The 25,278-nt window shown below is 53.5% G+C and carries 22 protein-coding genes; 17 read left to right on the top strand and 5 right to left on the bottom strand.

All coding sequences use genetic code 11. From position 1 onward, the window contains the following. Window position 1 precedes the first annotated feature (1 nt). From HRQ60_RS01490 to HRQ60_RS01465, 6 genes are all read left to right on the top strand, one after another. Complete coding sequence (locus tag HRQ60_RS01490) at window positions 2-1,897, top strand: ATPase, T2SS/T4P/T4SS family (RefSeq protein WP_172193864.1); 1,896 nt, start codon at window positions 2-4, stop codon at window positions 1,895-1,897. Next, entirely contained in the window at window positions 1,894-3,972 is a 2,079-nt protein-coding gene (locus HRQ60_RS01485) for a hypothetical protein (RefSeq protein WP_172193863.1), read from the top strand. The genes HRQ60_RS01490 and HRQ60_RS01485 overlap by 4 nt, the downstream gene beginning before the upstream one ends. Window positions 3,973-4,008: 36 nt before the next feature. Beyond that, entirely contained in the window at window positions 4,009-4,473 is a 465-nt protein-coding gene (locus HRQ60_RS01480) for an ABC transporter permease (RefSeq protein WP_172193862.1), read from the top strand. A gap of 61 nt (window positions 4,474-4,534) precedes the next feature. Continuing rightward, a complete protein-coding gene (locus HRQ60_RS01475) occupies window positions 4,535-4,915 on the top strand; it encodes a hypothetical protein (protein ID WP_172193861.1) in 381 nt (126 codons plus the stop codon). Window positions 4,916-4,918: 3 nt separating this feature from the next. Continuing rightward, window positions 4,919-5,470 (top strand): hypothetical protein, encoded by a 552-nt coding sequence (locus HRQ60_RS01470; RefSeq protein WP_172193860.1) that lies wholly within the window; start codon window positions 4,919-4,921, stop codon window positions 5,468-5,470. After that, complete coding sequence (locus HRQ60_RS01465) at window positions 5,457-6,431, top strand: hypothetical protein (protein WP_172193859.1); 975 nt, start codon at window positions 5,457-5,459, stop codon at window positions 6,429-6,431. The genes HRQ60_RS01470 and HRQ60_RS01465 overlap by 14 nt, the downstream gene beginning before the upstream one ends. A gap of 57 nt (window positions 6,432-6,488) precedes the next feature. On the opposite strand, the gene HRQ60_RS01460 is transcribed toward HRQ60_RS01465, so the two are convergent. The 3 genes from HRQ60_RS01460 to HRQ60_RS01450 all read right to left on the bottom strand — a co-directional run bounded on the left by HRQ60_RS01460 (window position 6,489) and on the right by HRQ60_RS01450 (window position 8,689). Next, on the bottom strand, window positions 6,489-6,812 hold the full coding sequence (locus tag HRQ60_RS01460) for a helix-turn-helix domain-containing protein (protein WP_172193858.1): 324 nt from the start codon (window positions 6,810-6,812) through the stop codon (window positions 6,489-6,491). A 271-nt stretch (window positions 6,813-7,083) separates the two neighbouring features. Continuing rightward, window positions 7,084-7,725 (bottom strand): thiamine diphosphokinase, encoded by a 642-nt coding sequence (locus HRQ60_RS01455; protein ID WP_172193857.1) that lies wholly within the window; start codon window positions 7,723-7,725, stop codon window positions 7,084-7,086. A gap of 238 nt (window positions 7,726-7,963) precedes the next feature. After that, window positions 7,964-8,689 carry an alpha/beta hydrolase gene (locus tag HRQ60_RS01450; protein ID WP_172193856.1) on the bottom strand — a complete coding sequence of 242 codons (726 nt, stop codon included), beginning with the start codon at window positions 8,687-8,689 and terminating at the stop codon, window positions 7,964-7,966. A 276-nt stretch (window positions 8,690-8,965) separates the two neighbouring features. Here HRQ60_RS01450 and pdhA point away from each other — a divergent pair, with 276 nt between their 5' ends. The 8 genes from pdhA to HRQ60_RS01410 all read left to right on the top strand — a co-directional run bounded on the left by pdhA (window position 8,966) and on the right by HRQ60_RS01410 (window position 20,031). Next, window positions 8,966-10,033, top strand: coding sequence for a pyruvate dehydrogenase (acetyl-transferring) E1 component subunit alpha (gene pdhA / locus HRQ60_RS01445; protein WP_172193855.1), 1,068 nt, complete (start codon window positions 8,966-8,968; stop codon window positions 10,031-10,033). Window positions 10,034-10,158: 125 nt separating this feature from the next. Then, the gene (locus tag HRQ60_RS01440) at window positions 10,159-11,136 is read left to right on the top strand and encodes an alpha-ketoacid dehydrogenase subunit beta (protein WP_172193854.1); all 978 of its coding nucleotides are present in this window, start codon (window positions 10,159-10,161) and stop codon (window positions 11,134-11,136) included. A 30-nt stretch (window positions 11,137-11,166) separates the two neighbouring features. Beyond that, window positions 11,167-12,867: a 2-oxo acid dehydrogenase subunit E2 gene (locus HRQ60_RS01435; RefSeq protein WP_172193853.1), complete on the top strand. Its 1,701-nt coding sequence runs from the start codon at window positions 11,167-11,169 to the stop codon at window positions 12,865-12,867. A gap of 3 nt (window positions 12,868-12,870) precedes the next feature. Continuing rightward, entirely contained in the window at window positions 12,871-14,295 is a 1,425-nt protein-coding gene (lpdA, locus tag HRQ60_RS01430) for a dihydrolipoyl dehydrogenase (RefSeq protein WP_172193852.1), read from the top strand. Window positions 14,296-14,608: 313 nt separating this feature from the next. Then, window positions 14,609-15,403 carry a thymidylate synthase gene (locus tag HRQ60_RS01425; protein WP_172193851.1) on the top strand — a complete coding sequence of 265 codons (795 nt, stop codon included), beginning with the start codon at window positions 14,609-14,611 and terminating at the stop codon, window positions 15,401-15,403. A 14-nt stretch (window positions 15,404-15,417) separates the two neighbouring features. Then, window positions 15,418-15,921: a dihydrofolate reductase gene (locus HRQ60_RS01420; protein ID WP_172193850.1), complete on the top strand. Its 504-nt coding sequence runs from the start codon at window positions 15,418-15,420 to the stop codon at window positions 15,919-15,921. Between the two features lie 117 nt (window positions 15,922-16,038). Next, window positions 16,039-17,526, top strand: a complete 1,488-nt coding sequence (locus HRQ60_RS01415) for a glutamate synthase subunit beta (RefSeq protein WP_172193849.1) — start codon at window positions 16,039-16,041, stop codon at window positions 17,524-17,526. 225 nt (window positions 17,527-17,751) lie between these two features. After that, window positions 17,752-20,031 carry a type IA DNA topoisomerase gene (locus HRQ60_RS01410; RefSeq protein ID WP_172193848.1) on the top strand — a complete coding sequence of 760 codons (2,280 nt, stop codon included), beginning with the start codon at window positions 17,752-17,754 and terminating at the stop codon, window positions 20,029-20,031. Between the two features lie 15 nt (window positions 20,032-20,046). Here the strand turns inward: HRQ60_RS01410 and HRQ60_RS01405 are convergent, their stop codons facing one another. Together HRQ60_RS01405 and HRQ60_RS01400 are read right to left on the bottom strand one after the other, a co-directional pair. Further along, entirely contained in the window at window positions 20,047-20,811 is a 765-nt protein-coding gene (locus tag HRQ60_RS01405) for an HAD family hydrolase (RefSeq protein WP_172193847.1), read from the bottom strand. Between the two features lie 63 nt (window positions 20,812-20,874). Further along, window positions 20,875-21,819: an ArsR/SmtB family transcription factor gene (locus HRQ60_RS01400; RefSeq protein WP_172193846.1), complete on the bottom strand. Its 945-nt coding sequence runs from the start codon at window positions 21,817-21,819 to the stop codon at window positions 20,875-20,877. 107 nt (window positions 21,820-21,926) lie between these two features. Between HRQ60_RS01400 and HRQ60_RS01395 the strand changes: the two genes are divergently transcribed. The 3 genes from HRQ60_RS01395 (at window position 21,927) to HRQ60_RS01385 (ending at window position 25,261) form a co-directional block, all read left to right on the top strand. Then, window positions 21,927-23,102 carry an MFS transporter gene (locus tag HRQ60_RS01395; protein WP_246280995.1) on the top strand — a complete coding sequence of 392 codons (1,176 nt, stop codon included), beginning with the start codon at window positions 21,927-21,929 and terminating at the stop codon, window positions 23,100-23,102. Between the two features lie 73 nt (window positions 23,103-23,175). Beyond that, on the top strand, window positions 23,176-23,901 hold the full coding sequence (locus tag HRQ60_RS01390) for a phosphonate ABC transporter ATP-binding protein (protein ID WP_172193845.1): 726 nt from the start codon (window positions 23,176-23,178) through the stop codon (window positions 23,899-23,901). A gap of 61 nt (window positions 23,902-23,962) precedes the next feature. Then, entirely contained in the window at window positions 23,963-25,261 is a 1,299-nt protein-coding gene (locus HRQ60_RS01385) for a hypothetical protein (protein ID WP_172193844.1), read from the top strand. Window positions 25,262-25,278 lie beyond the last annotated feature (17 nt).

Below are 25,278 nucleotides of genomic sequence, written 5' to 3'. Positions count from 1 at the left end.
CATGGATTGGATAAATCTGCTCCTGATTGCCGGGATTCTGATCGGAGTCTTGTTGTGGCTGTTTCTGATCCTTCGCCAAAACCCTTCGACTGAAGACCGGTATGGGCAAAATGCAGAGCTGTTCACCGTCGAAGGACTTCAGGCGTACGTTACAACGGCTGTCAATGCGTTCGTCAATGCCAATTTGCTTGATCTTGGTTTGTCCCAAGAAGAGTTCGAACGCAGAAGAAATGTGGTAGCCGAACTCAAAAACTCGCTCAAGGCCTGCAGTTCCGGCAGCCTGGCGGACAAAACCTACGTGAAGTCGTTTATTGCCGATCTGCTGCTTCGGGGCGACGCCGTCAACGAAACGACCATCGATCGGGTACTGCCTTTCGGAGACGAGCGGCGCCTCAGCGACCCGGACAAGTTCGATATTCTGCTGCATGTCTACAAGCGGGAACACGGGATGCAGGCTTTGAGCGTGCTGTTCGAAAAGTACGGGTTGGCCGAATTGAAATCCGTGATCGAAAACGGAGAAACCGAGTCGTATATCATTACTGCCGAAGAGGTTCGGGATCTGTACGCCCAGGAATCCCCGTCCTTGTCGTTTGACGACAAACTGCAGATCGTAGTCCAGCGTATCTATCAGCAGTACAAAGGGTTCGGGCCGATCGACGAGCTGCGCGATCAGACGATCGACGGCGTATCGGGCGGCGTCTCCGGGCTGCCTTCGCAAATGCGGGAAATCGAGGATGAGGTGGAGCTGATGCAGTCCATGCGCGAAAAAGGGCCCAGAGGCTGCGACAGCGTCTGGATCTTCTATCGGGGGAAATCGATCCGTCTGGCTTTTCTCGGCTTTGGCAGCGACCTGGAACTCAAACGGGTCTGTCAGAACATTTACAAGTTCGGAAGTCCCGGACAGCTGTCCGAAGCCAAAGCGTACATGGTCAATGAGATGCAGGACGGATCCCGGGTAGTGGTTGTGCGGCCTCCTTTTTCCGAAAGTTGGGCGTTTTTCGTCCGCAAGTTCGATCTGCCCAATTTGAGTCTGGACCGTTTGCTTGCTTCGGAACGCGTAAGCGGAGCCGAGCTGCCGATCCGGATGCTGGATTACCTGATGAAAGGTGCCCAGGTAACCGCCGTAACGGGAGAGCAGGGTTCGGGCAAAACAACGCTGTTGATGGCTATGGTCAAAAGTATCTACGGTACCTTCAACCTGCGGGTTCAAGAGCTGGCGTTCGAGCTGCATCTGCGCCGATTGTATCCCGAACGCAACACGCTGGCTTTTCGCGAAACGGACAAGATCAGCGGTCAGGAAGGACTGGATCTCCAGAAAAAAACAGACGGAACGGTCAATATTCTGGGCGAGGTAGCCACGGATCCGGTAGCGGCTTGGGCAGTCCAGATGTCCCAGGTCGCAAGCAAGTTTACGGTGTTCAGCCACCATGCCAAAACAACGAAAGACCTGATCTGGTCGCTGCGCAATTCGCTGCTTAAGACGGGAACTTTCCAAAATGAACGGATCGCCGAAGAACAGGTGGCAAGTGTGATTGCCTTCGATGTGCATCTGGAAAAAGAACGCGAGGGTACCCGGTATATCGAGCGGGTAACCGAATGCCTGGTGCTCGATCCGGACGAAGAAGGGTTTGCGGAGCTGGGACGCAGACTTGCGAACGGCGCAGACGAGGCGTCGGCCTTGAACGTGCTGGCGCAGGCGAATCTGAATTATTACCGCCGGATGACGGGGCGAACCTTCGAAGCCCGAAATATTATCGAATTCCGCGATGGAGTCTATGTTGCGGTTCACCGGCCTACGACGAGAAAAGTCGAACAGATGGCGAGCAATATGTCGAAGGCGGACGCAGCGTCTTTCCGTGCTTTTCTGGAACGGTACTGGGGGAGCGAATCCGCATGAATGTGAAACTGCTGATCCTGCTTGCGCTGGTTCTGTACCTGGTTCCCGCCGTCCTCTGGTTTGTGCTGAAACGCCGCAGAACATCCGGCAGCGCCGAGGAAGAATCGCTGACCAGCTGGATGAAACGGCAGCCGGGTCTGAAGAAAGACAATCCCGCACTTACGCGCTTGTATCAGCGTTCCTATGTCCGTTTCTCGCAGATTCCGATTTTTCGCGGACAAGTCAAACGGATCCGTCAGCGTCTTATGGTAGTCAGTCCGTACGACGAGATGACCCTGCGCAAAGAAACGATGAGAATTACGTACGCCGTACTATTGATTGTACTCGGTCTGGTTCTGGCCTTGGCTCTGTTTGGCCGGAATTATTCCGTTATGGTGTTGGGTTTGATCGGCTGTCTGGCTCTGAACGGCATGCTGATCGACCTGTTCGTCCATCGCGTGGAAAACCGTTTGTTAAAAGATTTCCGGGACTTTCTCGAAGATCACCGGCATCAATTCCAGGCGACCCGAATGGTGGATGAAGCCATTTACGAAGCGGCCCAGCTGTCCGGACACGATATGAAGCTGCACGGCGAACGGATCCACGGCGTACTGACAGCCAAAGATCCGGCCCGCAGCCTGACTTCTTACTACGAGGTGGCGCCCAACCGTTATCTGAAAGGATTTACCGGAATTGCCTACATGATTATGGAGTATGGAGACAAGGCTACATCCAAAGGTTCGCTGTACCTGAATGCCATCAGCAAATTTGTGCAGGACATCAACTTCGATCTGCTGCGCAGAAACCGGCTGAGTTACCAGTTGAACAGTCTGACCGTAATCTCTCTGGCTCCTATTCTGCTGTCGTTTCCGCTGCAGCGATGGGCGGAGAACTATTTCCCGGTGATGGGTGAATTTTATGAAGGACGAATCGGGACGGCATCGAAGCTGCTGCTGTATGCGGTATCCGTTACCGCTTATGTATTGATCCGCAAATTGGCCGAGACGGAAGAATCGCGGTATACGCCCAAATCCGGAGGTCTCCGTTGGGAGAAAAAGCTGTACGCGTACCGTTGGATTCGTTATGTGGTCGATCGGTTCGTACCTCCGCCGCATACGAAAGCTCATCTTCACCTGTCCAGGCTGATCAAAGAATCGAATTCGCCTCTTATGCTCGAATGGCTGACGGTTAGACGTTTGCTGCTCGGACTGCTGGCGGCTGTATTTACGCTTGGTATGTTCATCTCCGTGCACGGGCATCAAGCGGAGAGGATCCGTGAAGCTCCGACTTATTTGAAAGGCGGTCTGATGATCGGGCGCATGAACGACGAAGAACGCACGGAAGCCGAGCGGCGTACCGACTTCGACCGGGAAATCATGAGAGGAATCGCAACCCGCGGAGCATCGTGGGAAGAAACGGTTCGGCAGCGTGTCCGCCAAAATTCGGGAGAGCTGCTGAGCGAAATTCAACAGAATGAAGCGGCTGTCCGGATTATTCAAAAATTAGACGAGGCGGATAACGAATACCTGAAATGGTGGGAGGTGCTGATTGCCGCGGGAATAGGGGCGGCCGCCTATTTCGTGCCGCTGGGTATTATGCATTTTCAGCGGCGGGTTCGGGGGATGGAGATGCAAAGCGAAGTCGACCAGTTCCGAATGCTGCTCTCGATTCTGAGTCAGTTCGACCGGATGAGTGTGGATATTATTCTGGAATGGCTGGAACGTTTCGCGATCATTTTCAAGCCGGCTCTTCAACGCTGTCTGCTTGATTTCGATGCCGGCGCTTCTACGGCGCTGACCGAACTCAAGAACGAAGCACCGTTCCCGTCGTTTGTCCGGTTGATCGAACGGCTCGAGAATGCGCTGGAGCGTATTTCGGTCCTGGAAGCGTTCGACGATCTGGAGATGGAACAGGAATATTACCGGGAGCAGAAAAAAGAAACGATGGACCGTCTGATCGAAAACAAAGCGAGTTGGGGCCGGGATATCGGATTTGCTCCGATTCTTTTTATGCTCGGGGCCTATATTATCGTGCCGTTCCTGTACGTGTCGTTTATGCAGATGAAAGACCTTATCGCTCAACTGAGCCAAATTTAGTTTGATCCAAATTCACTCAAAAGGGGATTATTTATTATGGGAAGCAATGCAACTTCGGGATTGAAACTGGCTGCCGGTATTTTTCTTACGCTCGCGCTGATTACGACGGTGGTTGTCATCTTTATTTCTTCGCAGGATGCGGCCAAGGAAGGGCAGACGCAGTTTTCGACGATTCAGACGCAGCTCTCGCAGACCCGATTCAATATTTACGAAAATACGACGCTATCCGGCAGCCAGGTCATGAACGCCGTTCGCCAATACAATAATGATGCGCAGTTTGGCGTTTACGTACTGACCGGCAAAGGCGGCGCGACTTATTACGGCAGCCAGTTCAACCAAACGACCGGCGTGATCACGGGGGAAGACAAGAACACGAACCTGAGCCCGGCTCTGAACGAAGCGGACAACAACTTTATCAATCCGTCGGGGAAATTCAAATCGTCTATTGTACGCGATGCCAACAACATGGTACGCGGAATCATCTTTACCCAAGCCAAATAAAATCCGAACAGAAGCGTTGGTTCTCCGGTAATGCCGGGGACCCACGCTTACGGGGGAAGATATGGGAAACGCAAAAAGCTTTATGATGCTGGCGGCGGTGTTCTTTTTGTTCATCGGCGCTTGTACCTATGCGGCGGAAGTCGTGCATGCGATCGACGGAGGGACCCGCCTGCTTTATCGCGTAAATGAAAATAACGACAGCAAAGTCAAGGCCAAGCTGGATGCTCCCGAAAGCGAAGTGTACAGCGCGGCGCAGATTGTGTGCATGATCCGGAATATCGAAGAACTCGACGCCGACATTGAGGTCGACGGTCTTCTTTATTCGCGCAGCATGGACTATGAAGACCTGAATCCGGCTCTAGTCGATTCGAGCAAAATCTATCGTGCGGTCTATATGCGGGATATTTCCGGATATCTGATCAAAATCGTATTTAGGGGCTGAAAGATGAAATATGTAACCGGCATATTCGCCGCCCTGCTGGCCGTTCTGCTGCTGTTTATGTATCCGATGTACGAACAGGCGAGAAGCCAGGACAAAATCGCCGGCAGTATCGTCCAAGGGGCCGCCGCTCGTTTTGTCGACAGCGCGCGCACCAAAGGGGTTCTGACTCCGCAGATGTACGAAGAGTTTAATGCGCAGCTGGCTGCAACCGGCAATCAATATGAAGTGGAACTGGAGCATCTGCACAAAAAGTACAACCCCGATTACAGCGATCCCGCGCGCGCCGATACGTTCCAAAACAGTTTTACGACGTTTTATGACGGGTTCTATAACGAACAGATTCTTCCCATCCTGTTTCCGGATAACGATGCACCGCCCGAAGACGATTCCCGTATTTACAAGATGCAGGTAGGCGATTACATCGGCATCCGGTTAAAAAACGTCAATCGAACCGCCGCGGTGCAGCTGTGGGATTTTCTTGTCCATGACAACACGGAAGATGCGGCATCGGTCATGATGAACTACGAAGGAATGGTTCTCAATGAAGATTACTAGCTTTGCGATTGTGTTCGTTCTTATTTTTTATCCGCTGTTCCAGATTGCTTCCATGCATCTCGAGGACCAGGATCGGGCCCAGCGTCTTACAGACCGGTACAATATGATGATGAAGACGGCTATTCAGGATGCGGCTTATGTATTGAACGAGACGGTGGACCAGGATTTTGAGCCCGGGTACGGATCGAGGAAGTTTTTTCGCGCCAACAAAGAACGTGCGGCCGAGACGTTCTACCGGACGCTTGCGCTGAATTTTAATATCGATGGGGATCCGGTAGCTATTGGCGCACTTGCCGGATATGTTCCCGCAATCGCCGTAATCGATTATGACGGATACTCTATCTATGCTACGGAATCTTTTGTTGATGATCATGGACAAGCACAGATGAGAGAGGTATGGTCTCCGAAAAAGCCTTACACCTACTCGGATACCCAAAACAATACGGTGCAGTTTTCTCTGGACGGATTTGTGAAGTGCTTCGATCGCGTTTCCGGCCGTTGGGTGCAGGGACCTCGAAGCGAACTGGCCGATACGTTACAGATCCCTCTGCTGCGCGATGCGGAATTGTTCGAAAGTGTCCGGCGGCAGACGATTATTAACGCGATACAAAGCGACCTGGCTTACACGATCAACCGGCATAACCGTTACGCCGCACGTTACGGGATCGATTACGTATTCACGCTGCCGCAGATTTCCGGTGAGGAGTGGGACAACGGCATTGACGATATCGGCTTTGTGGCTTTTCTGCAGGGAATACCGGTCGGCGATCAGCAGTATAACGATTACTCATTTGCCGGAGGACGTCTTACAAAAAAGAAAATGGTCTATGCGTCCGCGGATCCAAAGACGGGAATCAAATACTACTCGCGGAATCCAGCCGAGCTGCCTGCCAAGATCGAAGAACGTTTTGAAAGCGAGAAAGAAGCTGCGCGTTCGGGATACTTCCCTGTCCGAAGATAAACAAGCAAGGGTAAAGAGCGAAATGGGATCGGAATTTGGGGAAAGCCCGTCAGGGATTCACTTACTGCGTCCACTCTCAAAACTGCGCAGCAGTTCAAGCAGATGATGCTGTTGGGGTTCGTTCAAGCGGTTGAACAGTTCGAGTACCGCACGTTCATTTTCTTTTAACGGATGTTCAAGCAGGTCGTCGATCGGGAGAAGTTCGGACAGAGGAATGCCCAGTGCGCGGCTGAGGCTGCTCAGGGTGTTGAGTCTGGGAGATCGCCGATTGCATTCGATATCGCTGATTGAGGATTGGGAGACATTGGCGCGGTACGCCAATTCAACCGAGGAGAGGTGACGAGCTTTGCGCAGATAGCGCAGTTTGCTTCCGATATCCATAAGATCCGCCCTTCTATGAGAGAAAATAAATAAATGGTGGAAACAGGGCGGATCTTGATAAGTTCCGAACGCAGCCCTCAAGTAAGAATATATACCGAATCGGCGCCGATGGTCTACGGATTCTTTTTGGGGCTGCGCTCCGGAACAGAAAACGTGCAAAACGCGCAGCCCTGTGCCGCATTGCGGTAGAGGGCTGCGCGTTTGTTTTTGCTGCGGAACAAAAGAGGGCGCACGGCCTGCGTAAGAGAAGTGAGGCCGAGTCTGCGCAGGTTCAATCCCGGCTCTGGATCACGAGCAGCAGGCCGCTTTCGATCGTGACGGTGCCGGTCGGGCCCGCAAGTTTGTTGCTGACGGACAGCGATTGCCCTTGACGAAGAGTCGCATTCTGCAGCGGGTATTCGAACCCTTCCAGCGTGACTCCGCTGACTTCCATGGTAGCCGGAATCAGGGAAACGTATGTAAATCCACGTTCTTCCACGACCAGATGACTGCCGGTCAGCCGAATATAGTTGTTGCGGTCGCGAATGGTGCAGACGACTTGATGGCGAAGCGCGCGGATCAGCAGCTGCACGTTGGCGAGCGTATGATCCATCCGTCCGCCGGTAACGCCGAGCATGACGATTTCCGACGGGCGTTCGTTCAATGCCAGCTCGAAGGCAAGCTCCGTATCCGTATAATTCTTGTCGACGGGATCGCAGGAGTCGATACGGCCGCTCGAAGCCCGAATGCGCTCCACGTCTTCGCCCGAGACCGAATCGAAATCGCCTACCGCGATATCGGGACGAAGGCCGTGTTCAATCAGGAGAAGTGCTCCGCGGTCGGCGCCGATCAGCAGATCGCCGGGGCGTATATGATTGAGATAGTCGTCTGTCCATGCGCCTCCGGAGACAATAACGACACGTTTGTCATTCATAGGAAGGTTCCGCCTCCTTTCTCGATTTGGAAATAGGCTGACGCTTGCATCGCCGCCCTACGGGTATCAGTATAGCGGACGCAGGGCGGGGCTTACAATGAATTTCGCGCGTCTGCCGCTCTCGGCAATACCCGGCAGAAGACGTGAATAGATGCTTTGAAGCTTGATTGCGGCAGCGTTCCCGTTTGACGCCAAACAAGTTTGCAGGATTGACAAAAAAATACGCGTAAGAGAGCGCTTAAACGGTTAAAAAATACTTAAGTGCGTCCAGAAGTTCTTTTTGCCAAAATCCCCACAAATGCTTGCCTTCCTTCTCCGAATAACGGACTGTCGCTCCGCGCTCAAGCAGCAGATCGCGCGTGCGGCGGTTGAGATCGACGAAGTCGAATATGCCGTGATCCGTCTCGTATTCATTTTCCTGCAGCCCTACAATCATGTATACGTTCAGCCAATCCAGATTGGCCGTGCGGGCCAGAATCTCCTGGGACTCTTCGTAAAAAGCGCCGGACAAGCTGATTATGCGGGGAAATTCGCCGGGGTAGAGCAGGGACAGATGCAAAGACAGGGATCCGCCCAGCGAATCTCCGGCCAGAATGCGTTCGTCGCTCCGGGCCCGATACTTCTGCTCGACGAAAGGAATAATTTCTTCCGCCACGCACCGGGTATACGCTTCGTGCAGATTTCCGAAAGGTGCATATTCGGCAGTCCGCTTTTTCACATCCACTTCAATGCCCACTATAATGAAAGGTTCCGCTCCTTCGTCAAGGATGAGCTGATTGGCGTAAGTGGCGATTCGTCCAAAGTTGAAAAACTCCTCGCCGTCCTGGCAGTATACGACCGGATAGCTGAGCACTTCGTTGTAACCCGGGGGCAGATAGATGCGCAGGGTTCTCTCTTCATTTAAAAAGGTACTGGCAATGACTTCTTTCACAATGGTACGTTTGAGATAACGGGAATCGGTCATGGAAACTGTCTCCTTTTATACGTATTGCCGTCCGTTTTGCATGCGCTTTACACGGCGGCCGCGAATGCGGTAAGATTGGGTCTGTGCGGATGAAAAACCGTAAAATGTTCAAATTAGTGTTTCTTGTTATATGAATATTAATGACCTGTTATATATACAAGTCGAGAAATCCCTGAACAATTATGCTTAATTTCTTTGACGCGAGTATAGAACAGGTGTATAATAATGATATAACAGAGGGCCAAGATATTCAAATTTTTTATTGAGGTGAAAACAATGAGCAAGGTTCCTTATGAAGTGTATACGGAAGAAGTCGAGGCTCTTTCCGTTCTTTCGCCGGATGGCGAAATTGTTAACGAAGCATTGATGCCAGAATTGACTGACGATCAACTGAAAGAAGTTATGCGTCGGATGGTATTTACCCGGACTTGGGATGAAAGAGCAATCAACCTGGGCCGCCAAGGACGTCTTGGTTTCTATGCACCGGTATCCGGTCAAGAAGCAACGATGGTCGGCAGCGAATTCGCCCTGCAAAAAGAAGATTTCGTTTGCCCGGGCTACCGCGATATTCCGCAGCTCGTATGGCACGGACTTCCGCTGTATCAAGCATTCCTGTACTCCCGCGGTCATCAGCACGGCGGACAGATTCCGGAAGGCGTAAACGTTCTGATGCCTCAGATCATCATCGGCGCGCAGATCCTGCACGCGATGGGGATCGCGATGGGCTTCAAGCTCAAAAAACAAAAACAAGTCGCAATCACCTATACGGGTGACGGCGGTTCGTCGGAAGGCGATTTCTACGAAGGCCTGAACTACGCCGGCGTATTCAAACTGCCTGTAATCTTCTTCGTACAAAACAACGGCTATGCGATCACGACTCCGTTCGCGAAGCAAACCGCTGCCCTGTCGATCGCCCACAAAGCGATTGCCGCAGGCATCAAAGGCGTAAAAGTCGACGGCATGGATGTTCTGGCCGTTATCAAATCGGTTCAAGACGCTGCAGAACGCGGACGTAATGGCGAAGGTGCAACGCTGATCGAAGCCGTCACTTACCGTTTCAAGCCGCACTCCCTTTCCGACGATACTTCGAAGTACCGGACGAAAGAAGAAGAAGGACAATGGAGCGAGAAGGACCCGATTACCCGTCTTGCGAAATACCTGGAGAAAAAAGGACTTTGGACAGCCGAAGATACGGAACGCGTAAGAGCGGAAGCCAAAGAAACCGTAGCCGAGCAAATCAAAAAGGCTGAGAAAACGGACAAAATGACCGTTTCCGGCCTGATCGATTCCATGTTCGAACATACACCTAAACACCTGGAAGAGCAAAAAGCGGAATTCCAGTAAAAGAATCGGTTCCGGCGGAGCGGTCTTCAAGAGCGCTCCACCGAACCTTTTACCTGCGCAAACAAGATTCACATGAACATAGAGCGGTATTCTATTGAACGTAACGTTAAGGAGGAAATGTAGCAATGGCACAAATGAATATGAAAGAAGCAATCCGCGACGCAATGCGCGTGGAACTGAAACGCGATCCGAACGTGCTCATCTTCGGCGAAGACGTGGGTAACGTCGGCGGCGTATTCCGGGTAACGGAAGGACTGCAAAAAGAATTCGGCGACGAGCGCGTATTCGATACGCCGCTGGCTGAATCCGCAATCGGCGGTATGGCTGTCGGTCTGGGCGTACAAGGTTTCCGTCCGATCGCAGAAATTCAGTTCGTCGGCTTCATCTTCGAAGCTCTCGACCAAATGATCGTTCAAGCGGCGCGTATGCGTTACCGTTCGGGCGGCCGTTACAACTCGCCGATCGTATTCCGTACGCCTTTCGGCGGCGGCGTAAAAGCGGCTGAGCTGCACACGGATGCACTCGAAGGCCTGCTGGTTCAAAGCCCGGGTATCAAAGTGGTGGTTCCTTCGAACCCTTACGATGCAAAAGGCCTGCTGATCTCCGCGATCCGCGATAACGACCCGGTCTTCTTCATGGAACACTTGAACTTGTACCATGCATTCCGCGCCGAAGTGCCGGAAGGCGAATACACGGTCGAGCTGGGCAAAGCGAATATCGTTCGCGAAGGTTCGGACGTTACGATCCTGACTTACGGCATGTGTGTACACACTTCCGTCAAAGCCGCCGATCAGCTTGAAAAAGAAGGCATCAAGGCCGAAGTCATCGACCTTCGTACCCTCAACCCGCTTGATATCGATACGATCTTGGCTTCGGTCAAGAAAACGAATCGCGCGATCGTCGTTCAGGAAGCCCAAAAAACAGCCGGCGTAGCCGCTGAAGTCATCGCTCAAATTAACGAAAAAGCTATTCTTCACCTGGAAGCTCCAGTCCTTCGCGTGACTCCTCCGGATACGGTTTACGCATTTGCGCAAATCGAGGATGCATGGCTGCCGACTCCGGAACGCATTATCGCAAACGTGAAGAAAGTTCTCGAATTCTAATTCGTAATATCCAGAAGGAGGTAGTGCAACGTGGCAAAATTTGAATATAAATTCCCTGAACTTGGCGAAGGCCTGCATGAAGGCGAAATCGTCAAAATGCATATCAAAGCCGGGGACAAAGTCACCGACGACGATATCATCATGGAAGTACAAAACGATAAAGCGGTCGTGGAAGTTCCTTGTCCGGTAAACGGTACGGTACTTGAAGTTCGCGCTGCAGACGGTGAAGTTCACCATGTGGGCGACATCATCGCGATCATCGAAGCCGAAGGCGAACTGCCTGAAGGTTCGGAAGAAACAGCACCGGGTCCTCAAGCGGATGCGGCTCAGGAAGCGAACGCGGCAGTAGGTGGAGTGGACACGAAGTCGTCGCCGGCAACAGCGGATCCTTCGGAATCGCAGGGCGCTTCTTCGCAGGGTTCCGCAAGCAACAAGTTTGCTTACAAGTTCCCTGAACTTGGCGAAGGCCTGCATGAAGGCGAAATCGTCAAGATGCATATCAAAGCCGGAGACAAAGTCACCGACGACGATATCATCATGGAAGTACAAAACGATAAAGCGGTCGTCGAAGTTCCTTGTCCGGTAAACGGCACAGTGCTCGAAGTCCGCGTAGCCGACGGAGAAGTTCATCACGTTGGCGATATCGTAGCGATCATTGCGGTAGAAGGCGAAATGCCGGAAGGTTCGGAAATGATCGAAGAATCCGCTCCGGCAGCCGAAGCGAAAGCTCCGACCGCAACTTCCCCGGCAGCCGCTCCTGCATCGGCTTCGAGCCGTGAAGTATTGGCAACGCCAAGCGTGCGCAAGTTCGCCCGCGAAGAAAGCGTCGACCTGAGCCAAGTTCAAGGCACAGGCAAAAACGGCAAAATCTCGCGTGAAGACGTAGAGAACTTCAAGAAAAACGGCGGACAAGCCCCAGCTGCTGCATCCGCTCCAGCCGCTGCTGCGACTGCGGAAGCTCCGGCTGCCGCGAAAGCCGAAGCTCCAGCCAAGGCTGCAGCATCCGCTCCGGCCGCATCGTCTGCCGCTGCCGACGAAGAACGTGTACCGTTCAAAGGAATCCGTAAAGCCATCTCGAACGCGATGGTCAAATCGGCCTACACGGCTCCGCACGTTACCATCATGGACGAAGTCGACGTAACTGAACTGGTCGCTTTCCGTACCCGCATGAAACCGCTGGCCGAGAAGAAAGGCATCAAGGTTACTTACCTGCCATTCATCGTCAAGGCTCTGGTTGCCGCAGTACGCGAATTCCCGGCTCTGAACGCTTCGATCGACGAAGTGGCTAACGAAATCGTCTACAAAAAACATTATGACATCGGGATTGCGACAGACACCGAGAACGGTCTGATCGTACCGGTTGTCAAAGACGCCGACCGCAAGAGCGTGTTCAAGATCGCGGAATCGATCAGCGATCTGGCCAAACGCGGCCGCGACGGCAAGCTTGCTCCGAACGAGATGAGAGGCAGCACGATCTCCATCACGAATATCGGTTCCGCAGGCGGTATGTTCTTCACTCCGATCATCAACTATCCGGAAGTGGCAATCCTCGGAACGGGCCGCATCAGCGAAAAAGCCATTGTAAGAAACGGCGAAATCGTAGCTGCTCCAATGATGGCATTGTCCCTGAGCTTCGACCACCGTCTTATCGACGGCGCTACTGCACAAAATTGCATGAACTATCTTAAATCCCTGCTCGCTAATCCCGAGCTGATGGTAATGGAGGTATAAACAATGGTAGTAGGAGACGCTTCCCTGGATATTGACACATTGGTAATCGGTGCGGGACCCGGCGGCTATGTAGCCGCCATCCGCGCCGCTCAACTGGGACAAAAGGTTCTGATCGTGGACAAAGCCGAGCTCGGCGGTGTCTGCCTCAACCGCGGTTGTATTCCTTCCAAAGCTTTGATCTCGGCTGCGCACAGCTACGAAAACGCGCTGCACGGCGAAGCTTTCGGTATTACGGCAAGCGACGTCAAAGTCGACTTTGCCAAAACTCAGGAATTCAAGAACAGCGTTGTCAAGAAAATGACAAACGGCGTAAGCGGACTGCTGAAAGGCAACAACGTTGAAGTCTTCAACGGCGAATGCATGTTCATCAACCAAAACGAAGCGCGCGTGTTCAACGATCACGAATCGCCGCGCTACCGTTTCAAGAACTGCATCATCGCGACGGGTTCCCGCCCGATCGAATTGAAGCCTTTCCCGTTCGGCGGACGCATCTTGTCTTCGACCGAAGCACTGAACCTGCCTGAAATTCCGAAAAGCCTCGTCGTAATCGGCGGCGGTTATATCGGTGCCGAGCTGGGTCAGATGTATGCGAAGTTCGGCACGAAAGTGACGATCATCGAAGGTCTGGACACGGTTCTGCCTGGTTTCGATAAAGACATGACCAACCTCGTGTCGAAAACCATGAAGAAAAACGGCATTGAAATTCATGCGAATGCCAAAGCCGAGAGCGCAACGCAAACGGACACAGACGTTACCGTGAAATTCTCCGTCGGCGGAGAAAGCAAAGAAATCACGGCTGACTACCTGCTCGTAACCGTAGGCCGTCGTCCAAACACGGACGGCGAACTGGGCCTGGACATGATCGAAATCGAGCTCGACGAGCGCGGTCTGATCAAAGTCGACCAACAGGGCCGTACGAATATCCCGCACATCTTCGCAATCGGCGATATCGTACCGGGTCTGGCACTGGCGCACAAAGCTTCGTACGAAGGTAAAGTGGCGGCTGAAGCGATTGCCGGCCATGCATCCGTCGTCGATTACAAGTGCATGCCTGCCGTGGTCTTCACGGATCCGGAATGCTCGAGCGTCGGCCTTACTGAAAAAGAAGCCAAAGAAAAAGGCTTCAATGTGGTAGCGGGCAAGTTCAGCTATGGCGGCAACGGCCGTGCGGTATCGCTGAACCATCCGGAAGGCTTCGTCAAGATCGTAGCCGAAGAAAGCACCGGCGTCGTATTGGGCAGCCAAATCGTTGGTCTTGAAGCCACGAACATGATCGCCGAAATGGGTCTTGCTGTCGAAATGGGCGCTACCTTGGAAGATCTGGCTCTGACTATTCACGCTCACCCTACACTGGGCGAAATCGTGATGGAAGCAGCCGAGCTGGTTCTGGGCAACCCGATCCATGCGATCGCTCCTAAGAAACGTTAATTCACGGCTCCAACAAAATAAACTCAAAGTTCGGATTCGTATTTTCATTCTTACTCACCGAATTTTGTCCGAACAAAGCGGGCGCCTCCGGGCGTCCGCTTTTTCATGTCTGCTTCCAAAAGTTCGGGACGCGGCCCGGTGAATTTTGCTGCCGATTTCCTCTTTTTCTGAAGAGTAAAGTCTATTCTTTTTTGCGGCGAACATGATAAACTAGACGAACGAGCATTTGCTTTCGGCTTTACAAAATAAGAATGACGAATAAGGGCGGCGCTGCGGGTACAACGTGGACACCCTGGAACAGAGGTGACTTTTTTTGCGTAAATATTTGGATTTGCTGCAGGATATTTTGGATCACGGTACGGAAAAAGGAGATCGTACCGGAACCGGTACGGTATCGGTGTTCGGCCGCCAGCTTCGGTTTGATCTGCAGGAAGGATTTCCTCTGCTGACCACCAAAAAACTCCACTTGAAGTCGATCGTGCATGAACTGCTGTGGTTCCTCAAAGGAGAAACCAATGTCGGCTATTTGCAGGAAAACGGCGTGCGGATCTGGAACGAATGGGCCGATGAAAATGGGGAGCTGGGACCGGTCTACGGTTCGCAGTGGCGCGCTTGGGAAACGCCAGACGGCCGGAAGATCGACCAGATTTCTCAGGTGATCGATTCGATCAAGCACAACCCTGATTCCCGGCGTCATATCGTCAGTGCCTGGAACGTAGCCGAGATCGACAATATGAAGCTGCCTCCCTGCCATCTGCTGTTCCAATTTTATGTGGCGGACGGCAAATTGTCGTGTATGCTGACGATGCGTTCCGTGGATACGTTCCTCGGTCTGCCTTTTAATATTGCCAGCTATTCGCTGCTTACTCATATGATCGCCCAGCAGTGCGGACTCGAAGTCGGAGAATTCATCTGGTCGGGCGGCGATGTCCATATTTATTCCAATCATATCGAGCAGGTCCGTACCCAGCTCGAACGCGAGCCGGGCGAACTGCCGCAGCTTCGAATTCTGCGCAAGCCCGATTCGATCTTTGATTACCGGTATGAAGATTTCGAATTCGAAAATTACAACCCGCAGCCGGGCATCAAAGCGCCGATTGCCGTATAGAGGAGGGAAGCGTTATGCCACAGGTTACGCTGATTTGGGCGCAGGACCTCAATGGACTGATCGGTAGGGATAATGATCTGCCTTGGCGCCTTCCGGCCGATATGGCGTACTTCAAGCGCGAGACGCTGGGCAAGCCGGTGGTGATGGGACGCAGGACGTGGGAGTCGTTCGGTTCCAGGCCGCTCAAAGACCGGGTGAATATCGTGCTGACCCGCGAGGCTTCTTATGAAGCGCAAGGAGCGGTGGTCGTGCATACGCCCGAAGAAGCGCTTGCGGCTGCGGTCGGAGCGGAGATCATGGTGATCGGCGGTTCGCAGATTTATGAGCTGTTCCTGCCTTTGGCCGACCGTCTGCGTCTGACCCGGGTGCAGGAAACGTTTGAAGGGGATACCCGCTTTCCGGAAGTCGATTGGAGTGTATGGTCGCTTACCGAGTCCCGGGAAGGAATGGTCGACGAGAAGAACGTATATCGGCATGTTTTCGAAATTTACGAACGTACTGCAGAAAATGCAAATTAAATTCCGTATAATCTATTTTAAAAAGCGTATGAAAAATGATAATATAGTTGAAATATATGTTTTGCGCTAAAATAGAGAATAAAAATCGAGAACTTATGCGGATGGGGGAAACGTTCGATGTCTACACCTACTGGATTTATGGAATATAAGCGTCAGCTGCCGGCGGACCGCAGCCCGCTTGAGCGGATCAAGGATTGGGAAGAATTCCATAAACATATGTCGGAAGAAGAACTGCGTACGCAGGGAGCAAGATGCATGGACTGCGGAACGCCATACTGCCATGTGGGCGTCAATATGACGGGCGGAACTTCCGGCTGTCCGGTACACAACCTGATTCCGGAGTGGAACAATCTGGTGTACCGGGGACAATGGAGAGAAGCGCTCGAACGTTTGCACAAAACGAATAACTTCCCGGAATTCACCGGCAGAATCTGTCCGGCTCCCTGCGAAGGTTCCTGTACGGTCGGTTTGATCGGACAGCCGGTAACGATCAAGACGATCGAGGAAGCGATTATTGAAAAAGGATTCGCCGAAGGTTGGGTACAACCCGAGCCGCCGAAGAATCGTACAGGCAAAAAAATAGCCGTAGTCGGTTCCGGACCTGCAGGTCTGGCTTGTGCGGCCCAGTTGAACAAAGCCGGTCACTACGTCACGGTCTACGAACGTTCGGACCGGGTCGGCGGCCTGCTGACTTACGGAATTCCATCCATGAAACTTGAAAAAGATATCGTGCAGCGCCGCGTGGATCTGCTGGCGGCCGAAGGCATCACTTTTGTGACTTCGACGGAAATCGGCAAAGATATTCCGGCCCAGCAGCTGACTGACGAATATGACGCTGTCGTACTTTGCGGCGGTGCAACGAAACCGCGTGAATTCAATATTGAAGGCAGCCATCTCAAAGGCGTCACGTATGCGATGGACTTCCTGAACGGAACGATCAAAAGTTATCTCGATTCCAATATGGAAAACGGCGAATACATTTCGGCTGCCGGCAAAGACGTCATCGTGATCGGCGGCGGCGATACCGGATCGGACTGTGTAGCGACCTCCCTGCGTCACGGCTGCAGTACGATCACCCAGTTCGGTACGCATGCCAAAGCTCCGATGGAGCGCGATATGCTGGCCAATCCTTGGCCGCAGTTCCCGAATGTCTATACGCTCGATTATGCACAGGAAGAAGCCAAAGCGATGTTCGGCGACGATCCGCGCGAATTCTCCATCATGACGACCAAGTTCGTAGGAGACGAAGAAGGCAACCTGAAAGAACTGCATACCGTACAAATTCAGCGGATCGTCGATGAAAACGGACGTAAAATTTACGCGCCGATCGAAGGCACGGAGCGGGTGTTCCCGGCTCAGATGGCGTTGATCGCGATCGGCTTCGACGGACCGGAGCAGACGCTGGCCCAGCAGTTGGAACTGCAAACGGACCGCTGGACAAACGTCAAAGCCAAATACGGCGAGTACAAGACCAATGCCGACAAAGTGTTTGCCGCTGGCGATATGCGCCGCGGACAAAGTCTGGTCGTTTGGGCGATTAACGAAGGCCGGGAAGCGGCACGCGAAGTAGATAAGTTCCTTATGGGAGCTACGGTGCTCGTATAATCGTTTTTCCGAAAAGCCGAATACCAAAAGGCCGCACCTGAGGTGCGGCCTTTTTCATGCTTCTTTTCCGCGTTTCGCCGCTTCCGCAAACCGTTTGTCGGTAGCGAAAAAAATGGCCGCATGCTAAAATAAATATTCGGATGTTCGTACGCAGAAACGTGACCAGGCAGGTCGGGAAGAAGACTCCCGGCCTTTTGCTTGCTTTACCCACAGGAGGAGATTGACTTGCAGCTTATTATTGCGGAAAAGCCCGACCAGGGAGCCAAGCTGGCGGCACCGTTCAAACATAGAAAAACGCAAGGGTATATCGTGATCGACAAATGCCCCGCGTTTCCGGACGGGGCTTATGTCAGTTGGGCGGTTGGGCATATTTGCGAGCTTGTACCGCCCGAAGAATACGACCCGGGCTACAAACGCTGGAGTCTGGATCGACTGCCGATTCTGCCGGGCAAGTTCAAACATCGGGTCACGCCGTCAAAAGCCAAACAGTTCAATCTGCTGAACGATTTGTTGAAGCGGCCCGAAGTCAAAGAGATCATTATCGCGAGCGATGCCGGGCGTGAAGGCGAATATATCGTACGGATCGTAATCCAGCTCAGCGGAGTGAAGAAACCGATGAAGCGGCTATGGATTTCTTCGCTGACGCCGCGCGCGGTCGAGCAGGGATTTGCCAATCTCAAAGAAGAGATCGAAACGCGGAATTTGTATTACGAAGCGGTCAGCCGTTCCTGCGCCGATTGGCTCGTCGGCATGAACGGTTCACGCGTCTACTCGCTGCTGTTCCAGCGTCGGGGGGTCCAGGGCGTATTTTCTACGGGGCGCGTGCAAAGTCCGACACTGGCTCTGATCGTAGCCCGGGAGAAAGAGATTTCCAATTTCAAAACGGAGCCGTTCTGGGAAGTCAAAGCCAAATTTGCAATCCACGGCGCGGAGTATGAAGGAACCTGGTTCAAAGGAGAAGAAACGCGTCTGAAAACGCCGGAAGAAGCGGAAGCGATCCGTTCGCGCTGCGAAGGCAAAGAGGCCGTAGTCGATTCGATCGAAACGGAACGCAAAGAATTTCAACCGCCGCAGCTGTTCTCTTTGTCTTCGCTGCAGGCATCGGCCAACCAGATTTTTAAATATTCGCCGCAGGATACGTTAAGCTCCCTCCAGCAGCTTTATCTGGACGGTTTTATCTCTTACCCGCGCTCGGATTCGGCCTATGTCACGGACGAAGAAGCCAAACAGTTCCCGGATATTTTGAAAAAGCTTGAAGGATTCCAGGAGCTGAAACCGTTCCTGCCCGCTTCCAAACCGACGCTGATCGGCAACAAGCGGTACGTGAACGCCTCCAAAGTCGGCGATCACTATGCGATTATTCCGACCGAACAGGTTCCGCCGCCGGGCAAACTTCAAGGCATGGCGCTCAATTTGTATCTGCTGATTGCCAAGCGGCTGATTGCGGCACATGAAGAGAAAGCGATTATCGATTATACGAATTTGGTGACGCTGGTGAACGGGCTGGATCCTTTTATGACCAAAGGCAAAGTGATCGTCCAGGAAGGCTGGCGTAAAGTGCTGTACGACAATACGCCCAAGAAAAAGCCAAAATCCGGCAAAGAAGACGACAAAAGCGAGAAAGAAGACGACGAAGAAGACTTGTCCGTCCTGCCTCCCGTCCAAAAAGGCGATACCGGCCGCACAGCCGACGTTCAGGTCAAAGAAGGCAAGACGCAGCCGCCGAAACGCTATACGGAAGGACAGCTCATTACCTTGATGAAGACGGCCGGCAAGCATCTGGACAATGCCGAACTGGAGAAAGTGCTTCAGCGCACCGAGGGTTTGGGAACGGAAGCGACGCGCGCAGGCATCATCGGAGGACTGAAAGACCGTCAATATATCGAAGTGCGCAAGAATATGGTTTACGCGACAAACAAAGGGACGGTACTGGTCGAAGCGCTGGGAGAAAGCGTACTGGCTTCGGCCGAGATGACGGCGAAGTGGGAGCAGCGGCTCGGCGAGATCGGGCAGGGTCAGGAGTCGCCGAAAGCTTTTATGGAACAGGCACAGCGTCTGGCGCAGAAGATCGTATCCGACGCGGTAGCGGCCGAGAAAGACTGGACGTTTACGGTCGAACTGCCCAAAAGCGAAGAACGTCCAGCCTACGGTCGAAGCGGCGGCCAACCTGCGGCGGAAGGCCAGCGGGAAGCGCGCGGAGGATCGCCGGAACTGGGCGCATGTCCGATCTGCGGCAGACCGGTGGTCGATAAGAAGAAGTTGTATGGCTGCACGGGTTATCCGGACTGCGGATTTACCGTTTCCAAAAAGATCTTGGGCAAAGCGATCTCCGGTACCCAGGTCAAACGCCTTTTGGACAAAGGGCAGACCCTAATGCTCAAAGGATTCAAAAAAGGAGAAAAAAGTTTCGACGCGGCGCTCGCCTGGAATGCGGAACAGAAGAAACTCGATTTTCGGTTTGCGGATCGGTCAGAGAAAACGGATAAAGCCAAATCGGGACAATAATCAAAAACGGACCCTTTAGAGGGTCCGTTTTTGAAGAGAAGAGGATGTGAAGCGTTCGATCAGTTGAGGCACTTCGGGCAGTTTGGCCACAGTGTGCAGAGTGCCTTTGGACGATTCATTCAGCTCGATCATATTGTAGGCCCACTCGCGTTCCTGCTTAAGGTAGACGGCGTGGATATCGGCGCTCAGCGCGGGGGCAATATCGGTACGGAGCGAATTGCCGATCATCCAGGTCGAAGGGCGGGGCAGCGACTTCGCGCGCAGGATGCTTTCCAGCGCCTGTACGTTTTTGTGCTGATGGATAAAGATATCGCTGCCGAAATACGTACCCAGTTTCATCTGGTCGATCTTGCGCTGTTGAATACGGTCTTCGCCGCCTGTGTACAGATACAGGGCATGTCCTTCGCTGCGAAGGGATTCGAGGGTTTCGACCATACCCGGATACGCTTCGACTTCCTGATCGTAAACGCTGAGTCCGAGTTTCATCAAGAAAGCTTCTTCGGCGCTGCTGCCGATCCGTTTGTAGGCGTCGGCGAAATAGCGGTAAGTCGCAATGAGAGACTCGGGGAAATGATGGCTCGCGAATCCGACTACATGTACGCCGGCAATATCGATCTCGAGCTGCTTTTGGCGAACCTGCTCGGTCGTAAGGCCGAAATCGGCAAACCAGCCGGTCATGCGGGTGAAGAACTCGTCCAGAATCTTATCGAAGTATTTGTTGCAGTAGACGAGCGTGTCGTCCAGATCAAAAATCAGATGCTGCTTGCAGGTTCCTGTCACGGGAAGATTCACTCCTTTGGAAAACCGCGACAGGGATCGGTGCTGTGATTTCGAAGAATTCGGTCAAAGGCGAAGATACGATTCCAGAAACATTTGCAGTTCCGATGCCCCGTCGGGACGTATGCTGAATTTTTCGTTGGATTGTTCGCCGATATGCGTGCGCAGCAGTCCCGCGGTTCGCAGCAGCACCATATGGTGTTTAAGCGCTTCGGCCGGTTGTCCGAGGTCCCGTTCCATTTCAAGCAGGGAACGCGGCTGGTCGGCGACGTAACGCAGCATTTTGAGGCGGTCGGGCATAGCCAAAGCGCGCGTCATACGCAGCAGTACGGTCGGTGGTTCGTCTTCTTCCGCTTCCGGCACATCGACCGGATACTGGATCAGCAGCACGTTCTGGTAAAAGCAGTACGTATTCATCGGCCGATTATGCACGGTCGGGAACAAAATGACCGTCTTCAGATCCAGCGGAGTCTCGACAACAAGGCCGCCCGATGCGTATTCGACGAGGGCACTGGCATCCATCTTGAGCAGCAGCTCGCGCTTCTCCGCCGCGTCTTCTTCGATCAGCGGAAGGATGGAATCCCGGATATCCTTGAAGTAATAAGTATACCATGATTTCAGCAGGGGCGTGTAGTCGCGCTGAATGCGTGACATGTCCGCCTGCGTCAGCAGAGGGAGCTGCGGAGAAATGCGCTCGAGCAGGCGTTCCGCCGGTTCGGCGAGAAGACGGTCGAGGAACACCGGAATGTCTTCGCCTTCTTCGCGTTCGATGACCAGGGCATACAAGGCGTCGAAATCGAGAAACGGCCATTCATTCGCTTCGGCGAATCTTTGCCGAAGTTCGTGAGGCATGCCCGCTTCGGCTTCTTCGGACCAACCTGCACCGATATCGAGGTTCGGGAGCCATTTTTTTGTCATATGCACCATAAAACTTCCGAGCAGCTCGTAAATCTCGGATACGTCGATTTTGACCTCGTAATTGTTCAATCGATGACCTCCTATACCAAACATCGCCTTGCCTTTTGAACCTATTATGTATGTTTACGCATGAACTTGTCCACTACTAAGTGAGGTTGCGGCAGCCCGGAAAGGGTGCCCCCGGAGAAAGGAAGATTGTGTTGTCTGCGCGTTCCCAATATTCGTATTATATTTTGCTCGGAGTCGTGGTCATGGCGGGTTTGAGCCAGGGCATGCTGCTGCCGCTGCTGTCCATTTTGCTGGAGGAACAGGGGGTCTCCGCTTCGGTCAACGGCTTGAATTCGGCGGCGCTTTATATCGGTTCTTTTGCCATGACGCTGGCTGCCGAGCGCCTGGTCGGCGTTGTCGGATTCAAGAAACTGCTGATCGGCGGTCTCGTCATGGTGATGATTGCCCTTCCGCTGTTTCCTTTGATTCCGGGAATCGGAATCTGGTTTGTCCTCCGCATGATTGTAGGGGCCGGAGACAGCGCGCTGAATTATGTGGCCCAGCTCTGGGTGCTGCTGGTGACGCCGGCAGAGAAACGCGGGCGCAACCTGTCGCTTTACGGCATGTCCTACGGGATCGGCTTCAGTATCGGTCCGCTCGGAATCGGGTTGGTCGATTACGGCGATTATGTTCCGTTTGTGGGACTGGCTGTATTGTTCCTGATTGTGCTGATTCTGGTTCTGCGCTATTTGCCCGAGTATCGGCCGGAACGCGAAGCCCAGCATTCGACCGGCTTCGGACGTTTTCCGCGGATTTACCGGTATGCCTGGTTTGCGCTGATTCCCGCTTTCCTGTACGGCTATATGGAAGCTTCGCTGAACGGCAATTTCCCCGTGTACGGGCTGCGTATCGGCTTGTCCAAAGAAGACATTGCGCTGCTGCTGCTCTGTATCGGAATAGGCGGGCTGATTCTCCAGCTTCCGCTTGGGATGCTCAGCGACCGTTTCGGACGCCGTCCGATCCTGATCGCGGCCGGTATCTGCGGCGGACTGCTGTTTGTGCTCGTGCCGCTGGCCGGAACCAACCTGTGGGCCAATCTTGCGCTGTTCCTGGTGGCCGGCGGATTGGTCGGTTCGTTCTATTCGCTCGGGATGGCCTATGCCGCCGACCTGCTTCCCCGGGGTCTTATTCCGTCCGCCAATGTCGTAGCTTCTTTCCATTTCAGTATCGGCAGTATGGCGGGACCGGGGATCGGCGGTTACGGCATGCAGCACGGTTCTCCTTTTTTGCTGTTCTGGATCATGGGTGGCGCGTATGTGCTGTTCGGGATGATGGGGTTCTTTTTCCGGGGGACACAGGCGAAAAAGTTCGAGAAAAAAGCCGCCTGACGTGGCAATAGGCAAGCGTTTCGGGGTACACTAGAGGAGTCAAGTTTACCAAGTCAGGGGAGTCGGATGGCGAATGATCAAGGTGAGAGGTTTGAGAAAGACCGTAAGCAGCGACAAGATACCCGTGCTCAAAGGGATAGACTTCGATCTCGTACGCGGCGAATTCGTGGCGATCGTCGGACCGAGCGGAAGCGGCAAAAGTATGCTGCTGCGCTGCCTGGCTCTGCGTGAAAAGTGGGATGGCGGAACGTTCGTCGTGGATGATCTCGACATCTTCAAAGCAGGCTGGTCCGGCCGCAGACGCATTCAGCGGGAATGGGCGTATCTGCAGCAGAATCCGGATCTCGACCCGAACCGGACCGCGCTGAAAAACGTGCTCATCGGTCAGGTCGGCCAGACGCCGGCTTGGCGTCGCTTCACAGGAATGGTGCGTACCGACGATTATATGGGCGCCATGGACATGATCGAATCGTTTGGTTTGCTGGACAAAGCCAAATTGAAATCGGGCAGCCTGAGCGGAGGCGAGAAGCAGCGCATTGCAACGGCGCGCGCTTTGGCTCACGGTGCGAACGTGCTGCTTGCGGACGAACCCGTGATCGGGCTCGACCCGCAGACGGCCGACAGCGTGCTCGGCATGCTCAAGAACTTGTGCGAGAAGCAGGAAACAACCGTGGTTGCGGTGCTTCCGATCGAGTTGGCGGAGAGACATGCACACCGGATCTGGAGTATGGAAGACGGCAAAATCGTACTCGATATTCGCGGAAGACGGTTGACGATGGCGGAGAAAAGCCGGCTGTAGCCGAATGCGGCGCAGCGAACGACAGAGAGAATGGCCCAAGCGGAAGAGAGTGAGCGAATACATGAAGAAAATGTGGTTGAGCGCGGCTTGTGCGGCAGGTCTGCTGCTTCTGTCGGGCTGCAGCGACACGCTGTCCCTGCCGGACCCGACGTCGCTGATTCGGCCTCCGCGCCTTCCGGCGGACAAGGAAGTGCTCAAGAACGTTATCGACCGGCAGCTTCCGGCGGGGGCGACAGCGGTGCGTACACGGGATTCCGAGGATACGCAGGCGGTCCATTACGCCGATCTTGATGGAGACGGCAAACGAGAAGCGGTCGTTTTTTACAAGCCGGTCGAAAACGGAAGGAATATTCATCTGATGATCCTGCAGGAGCAGGGCGACACCTGGGTGAATGTGCTGGATATCGAAGGCAAAGGCCAGCAGCTCGACAAGCTGGACTTTACGGATATCTCCGGCGACGGTTATACCGATATCGTCGTCGGTTACGGTGCGGATGGGGAAGACGGGGCCAACGGTACGAACAGCACGCTGATGGTCTATTCGTATGCGGGCCAGGCTCTCGAGATTTTGGGAACCAAACTCGAACTGCCGTATTCCGAATTCGCTCTGGTCGATATGAACAAGGACAATCTTCAGGAACTGGTGCTGGTCAATCTCAAGCCGAATATCGGAACGGAGATCCGCGTGTATCAATACCAGGGGACCGACTTCCAGGAACTTTCTTCGCTGATTCTGCCCAACAAGACCGTTACGGGCTATTACAATGTAACGGCAGGCGAAGTGGCCAAAGATCAGAACGGCGTGGTGCTCGATATTATGATCGGCGCGGGTTCCTATACCCAGGTCGTCATGATGAAGAACGGTATTTTGCAATCGGTACTGGGCGAAGACGCGGCGTTCAAAGACGGCTTTGTCAAAAGCGAAGATGTGAACGGAGACGGCATTATCGAGATCAGCATGCTGAAGACGCCTTACGGCTGGAGCGATTTCAAGAACAAGGAAGATATTCCGATCCTGACGGTCTACGGGCAGTGGGACGGCAGCAAAGGCGTGACCCCGGTCAGGGAACAGTACCGCGATGCGAACGGACGATTTACGCTGCCGCCGTTTCCGCAGGAACTGTTGGGTAACGTGACCTTGAATACGGTATCCATGGTCGATAAATACCTGCAGTTTGTACGGATCGACGACCGGAAATGGCTCGAGGAAGTTCGGTTCTTTACCCCGGCCCAATGGCAAAACGAATCCGAAGAAAAAGGCTGGATCAAGCTGTACAGTACAAGCAGCCAGGTGATTGCGTACCGGGTGAATCCGGAAGGCGAACTGGCCGCCGGCAAAACCGGCGCCCCGGCCACTTGAGTGCGCATCCATGAAAT

This window comes from Saccharibacillus qingshengii, assembly GCF_013185195.1.
In the GTDB taxonomy this organism is placed as follows: domain Bacteria; phylum Bacillota; class Bacilli; order Paenibacillales; family Paenibacillaceae; genus Saccharibacillus; species Saccharibacillus qingshengii.
Note: the sequence above shows the minus strand (reverse complement) of the source record. Positions and strands in the feature narration are given on the sequence as shown.

Bases quoted from the DNA above. Each gene is read 5' to 3' on its own strand.
- HRQ60_RS01480 (WP_172193862.1), top strand. From the start codon at position 4,009: ATGGGAAGCAATGCAACTTCGGGATTGAAACTGGCTGCCGGTATTTTT.
- HRQ60_RS01455 (WP_172193857.1), bottom strand. From the start codon at position 7,725: ATGAATGACAAACGTGTCGTTATTGTCTCCGGAGGCGCATGGACAGAC.
- HRQ60_RS01460 (WP_172193858.1), bottom strand. From the start codon at position 6,812: ATGGATATCGGAAGCAAACTGCGCTATCTGCGCAAAGCTCGTCACCTC.
- HRQ60_RS01490 (WP_172193864.1), top strand. From the start codon at position 2: ATGGATTGGATAAATCTGCTCCTGATTGCCGGGATTCTGATCGGAGTC.
- HRQ60_RS01415 (WP_172193849.1), top strand. From the start codon at position 16,039: ATGTCTACACCTACTGGATTTATGGAATATAAGCGTCAGCTGCCGGCG.
- pdhA (WP_172193855.1), top strand. From the start codon at position 8,966: ATGAGCAAGGTTCCTTATGAAGTGTATACGGAAGAAGTCGAGGCTCTT.
- HRQ60_RS01385 (WP_172193844.1), top strand. From the start codon at position 23,963: ATGAAGAAAATGTGGTTGAGCGCGGCTTGTGCGGCAGGTCTGCTGCTT.
- lpdA (WP_172193852.1), top strand. From the start codon at position 12,871: ATGGTAGTAGGAGACGCTTCCCTGGATATTGACACATTGGTAATCGGT.
- HRQ60_RS01450 (WP_172193856.1), bottom strand. From the start codon at position 8,689: ATGACCGATTCCCGTTATCTCAAACGTACCATTGTGAAAGAAGTCATT.
- HRQ60_RS01475 (WP_172193861.1), top strand. From the start codon at position 4,535: ATGGGAAACGCAAAAAGCTTTATGATGCTGGCGGCGGTGTTCTTTTTG.
- HRQ60_RS01485 (WP_172193863.1), top strand. From the start codon at position 1,894: ATGAATGTGAAACTGCTGATCCTGCTTGCGCTGGTTCTGTACCTGGTT.
- HRQ60_RS01465 (WP_172193859.1), top strand. From the start codon at position 5,457: ATGAAGATTACTAGCTTTGCGATTGTGTTCGTTCTTATTTTTTATCCG.
- HRQ60_RS01420 (WP_172193850.1), top strand. From the start codon at position 15,418: ATGCCACAGGTTACGCTGATTTGGGCGCAGGACCTCAATGGACTGATC.
- HRQ60_RS01390 (WP_172193845.1), top strand. From the start codon at position 23,176: ATGATCAAGGTGAGAGGTTTGAGAAAGACCGTAAGCAGCGACAAGATA.
- HRQ60_RS01440 (WP_172193854.1), top strand. From the start codon at position 10,159: ATGGCACAAATGAATATGAAAGAAGCAATCCGCGACGCAATGCGCGTG.
- HRQ60_RS01400 (WP_172193846.1), bottom strand. From the start codon at position 21,819: ATGTTTGGTATAGGAGGTCATCGATTGAACAATTACGAGGTCAAAATC.
- HRQ60_RS01470 (WP_172193860.1), top strand. From the start codon at position 4,919: ATGAAATATGTAACCGGCATATTCGCCGCCCTGCTGGCCGTTCTGCTG.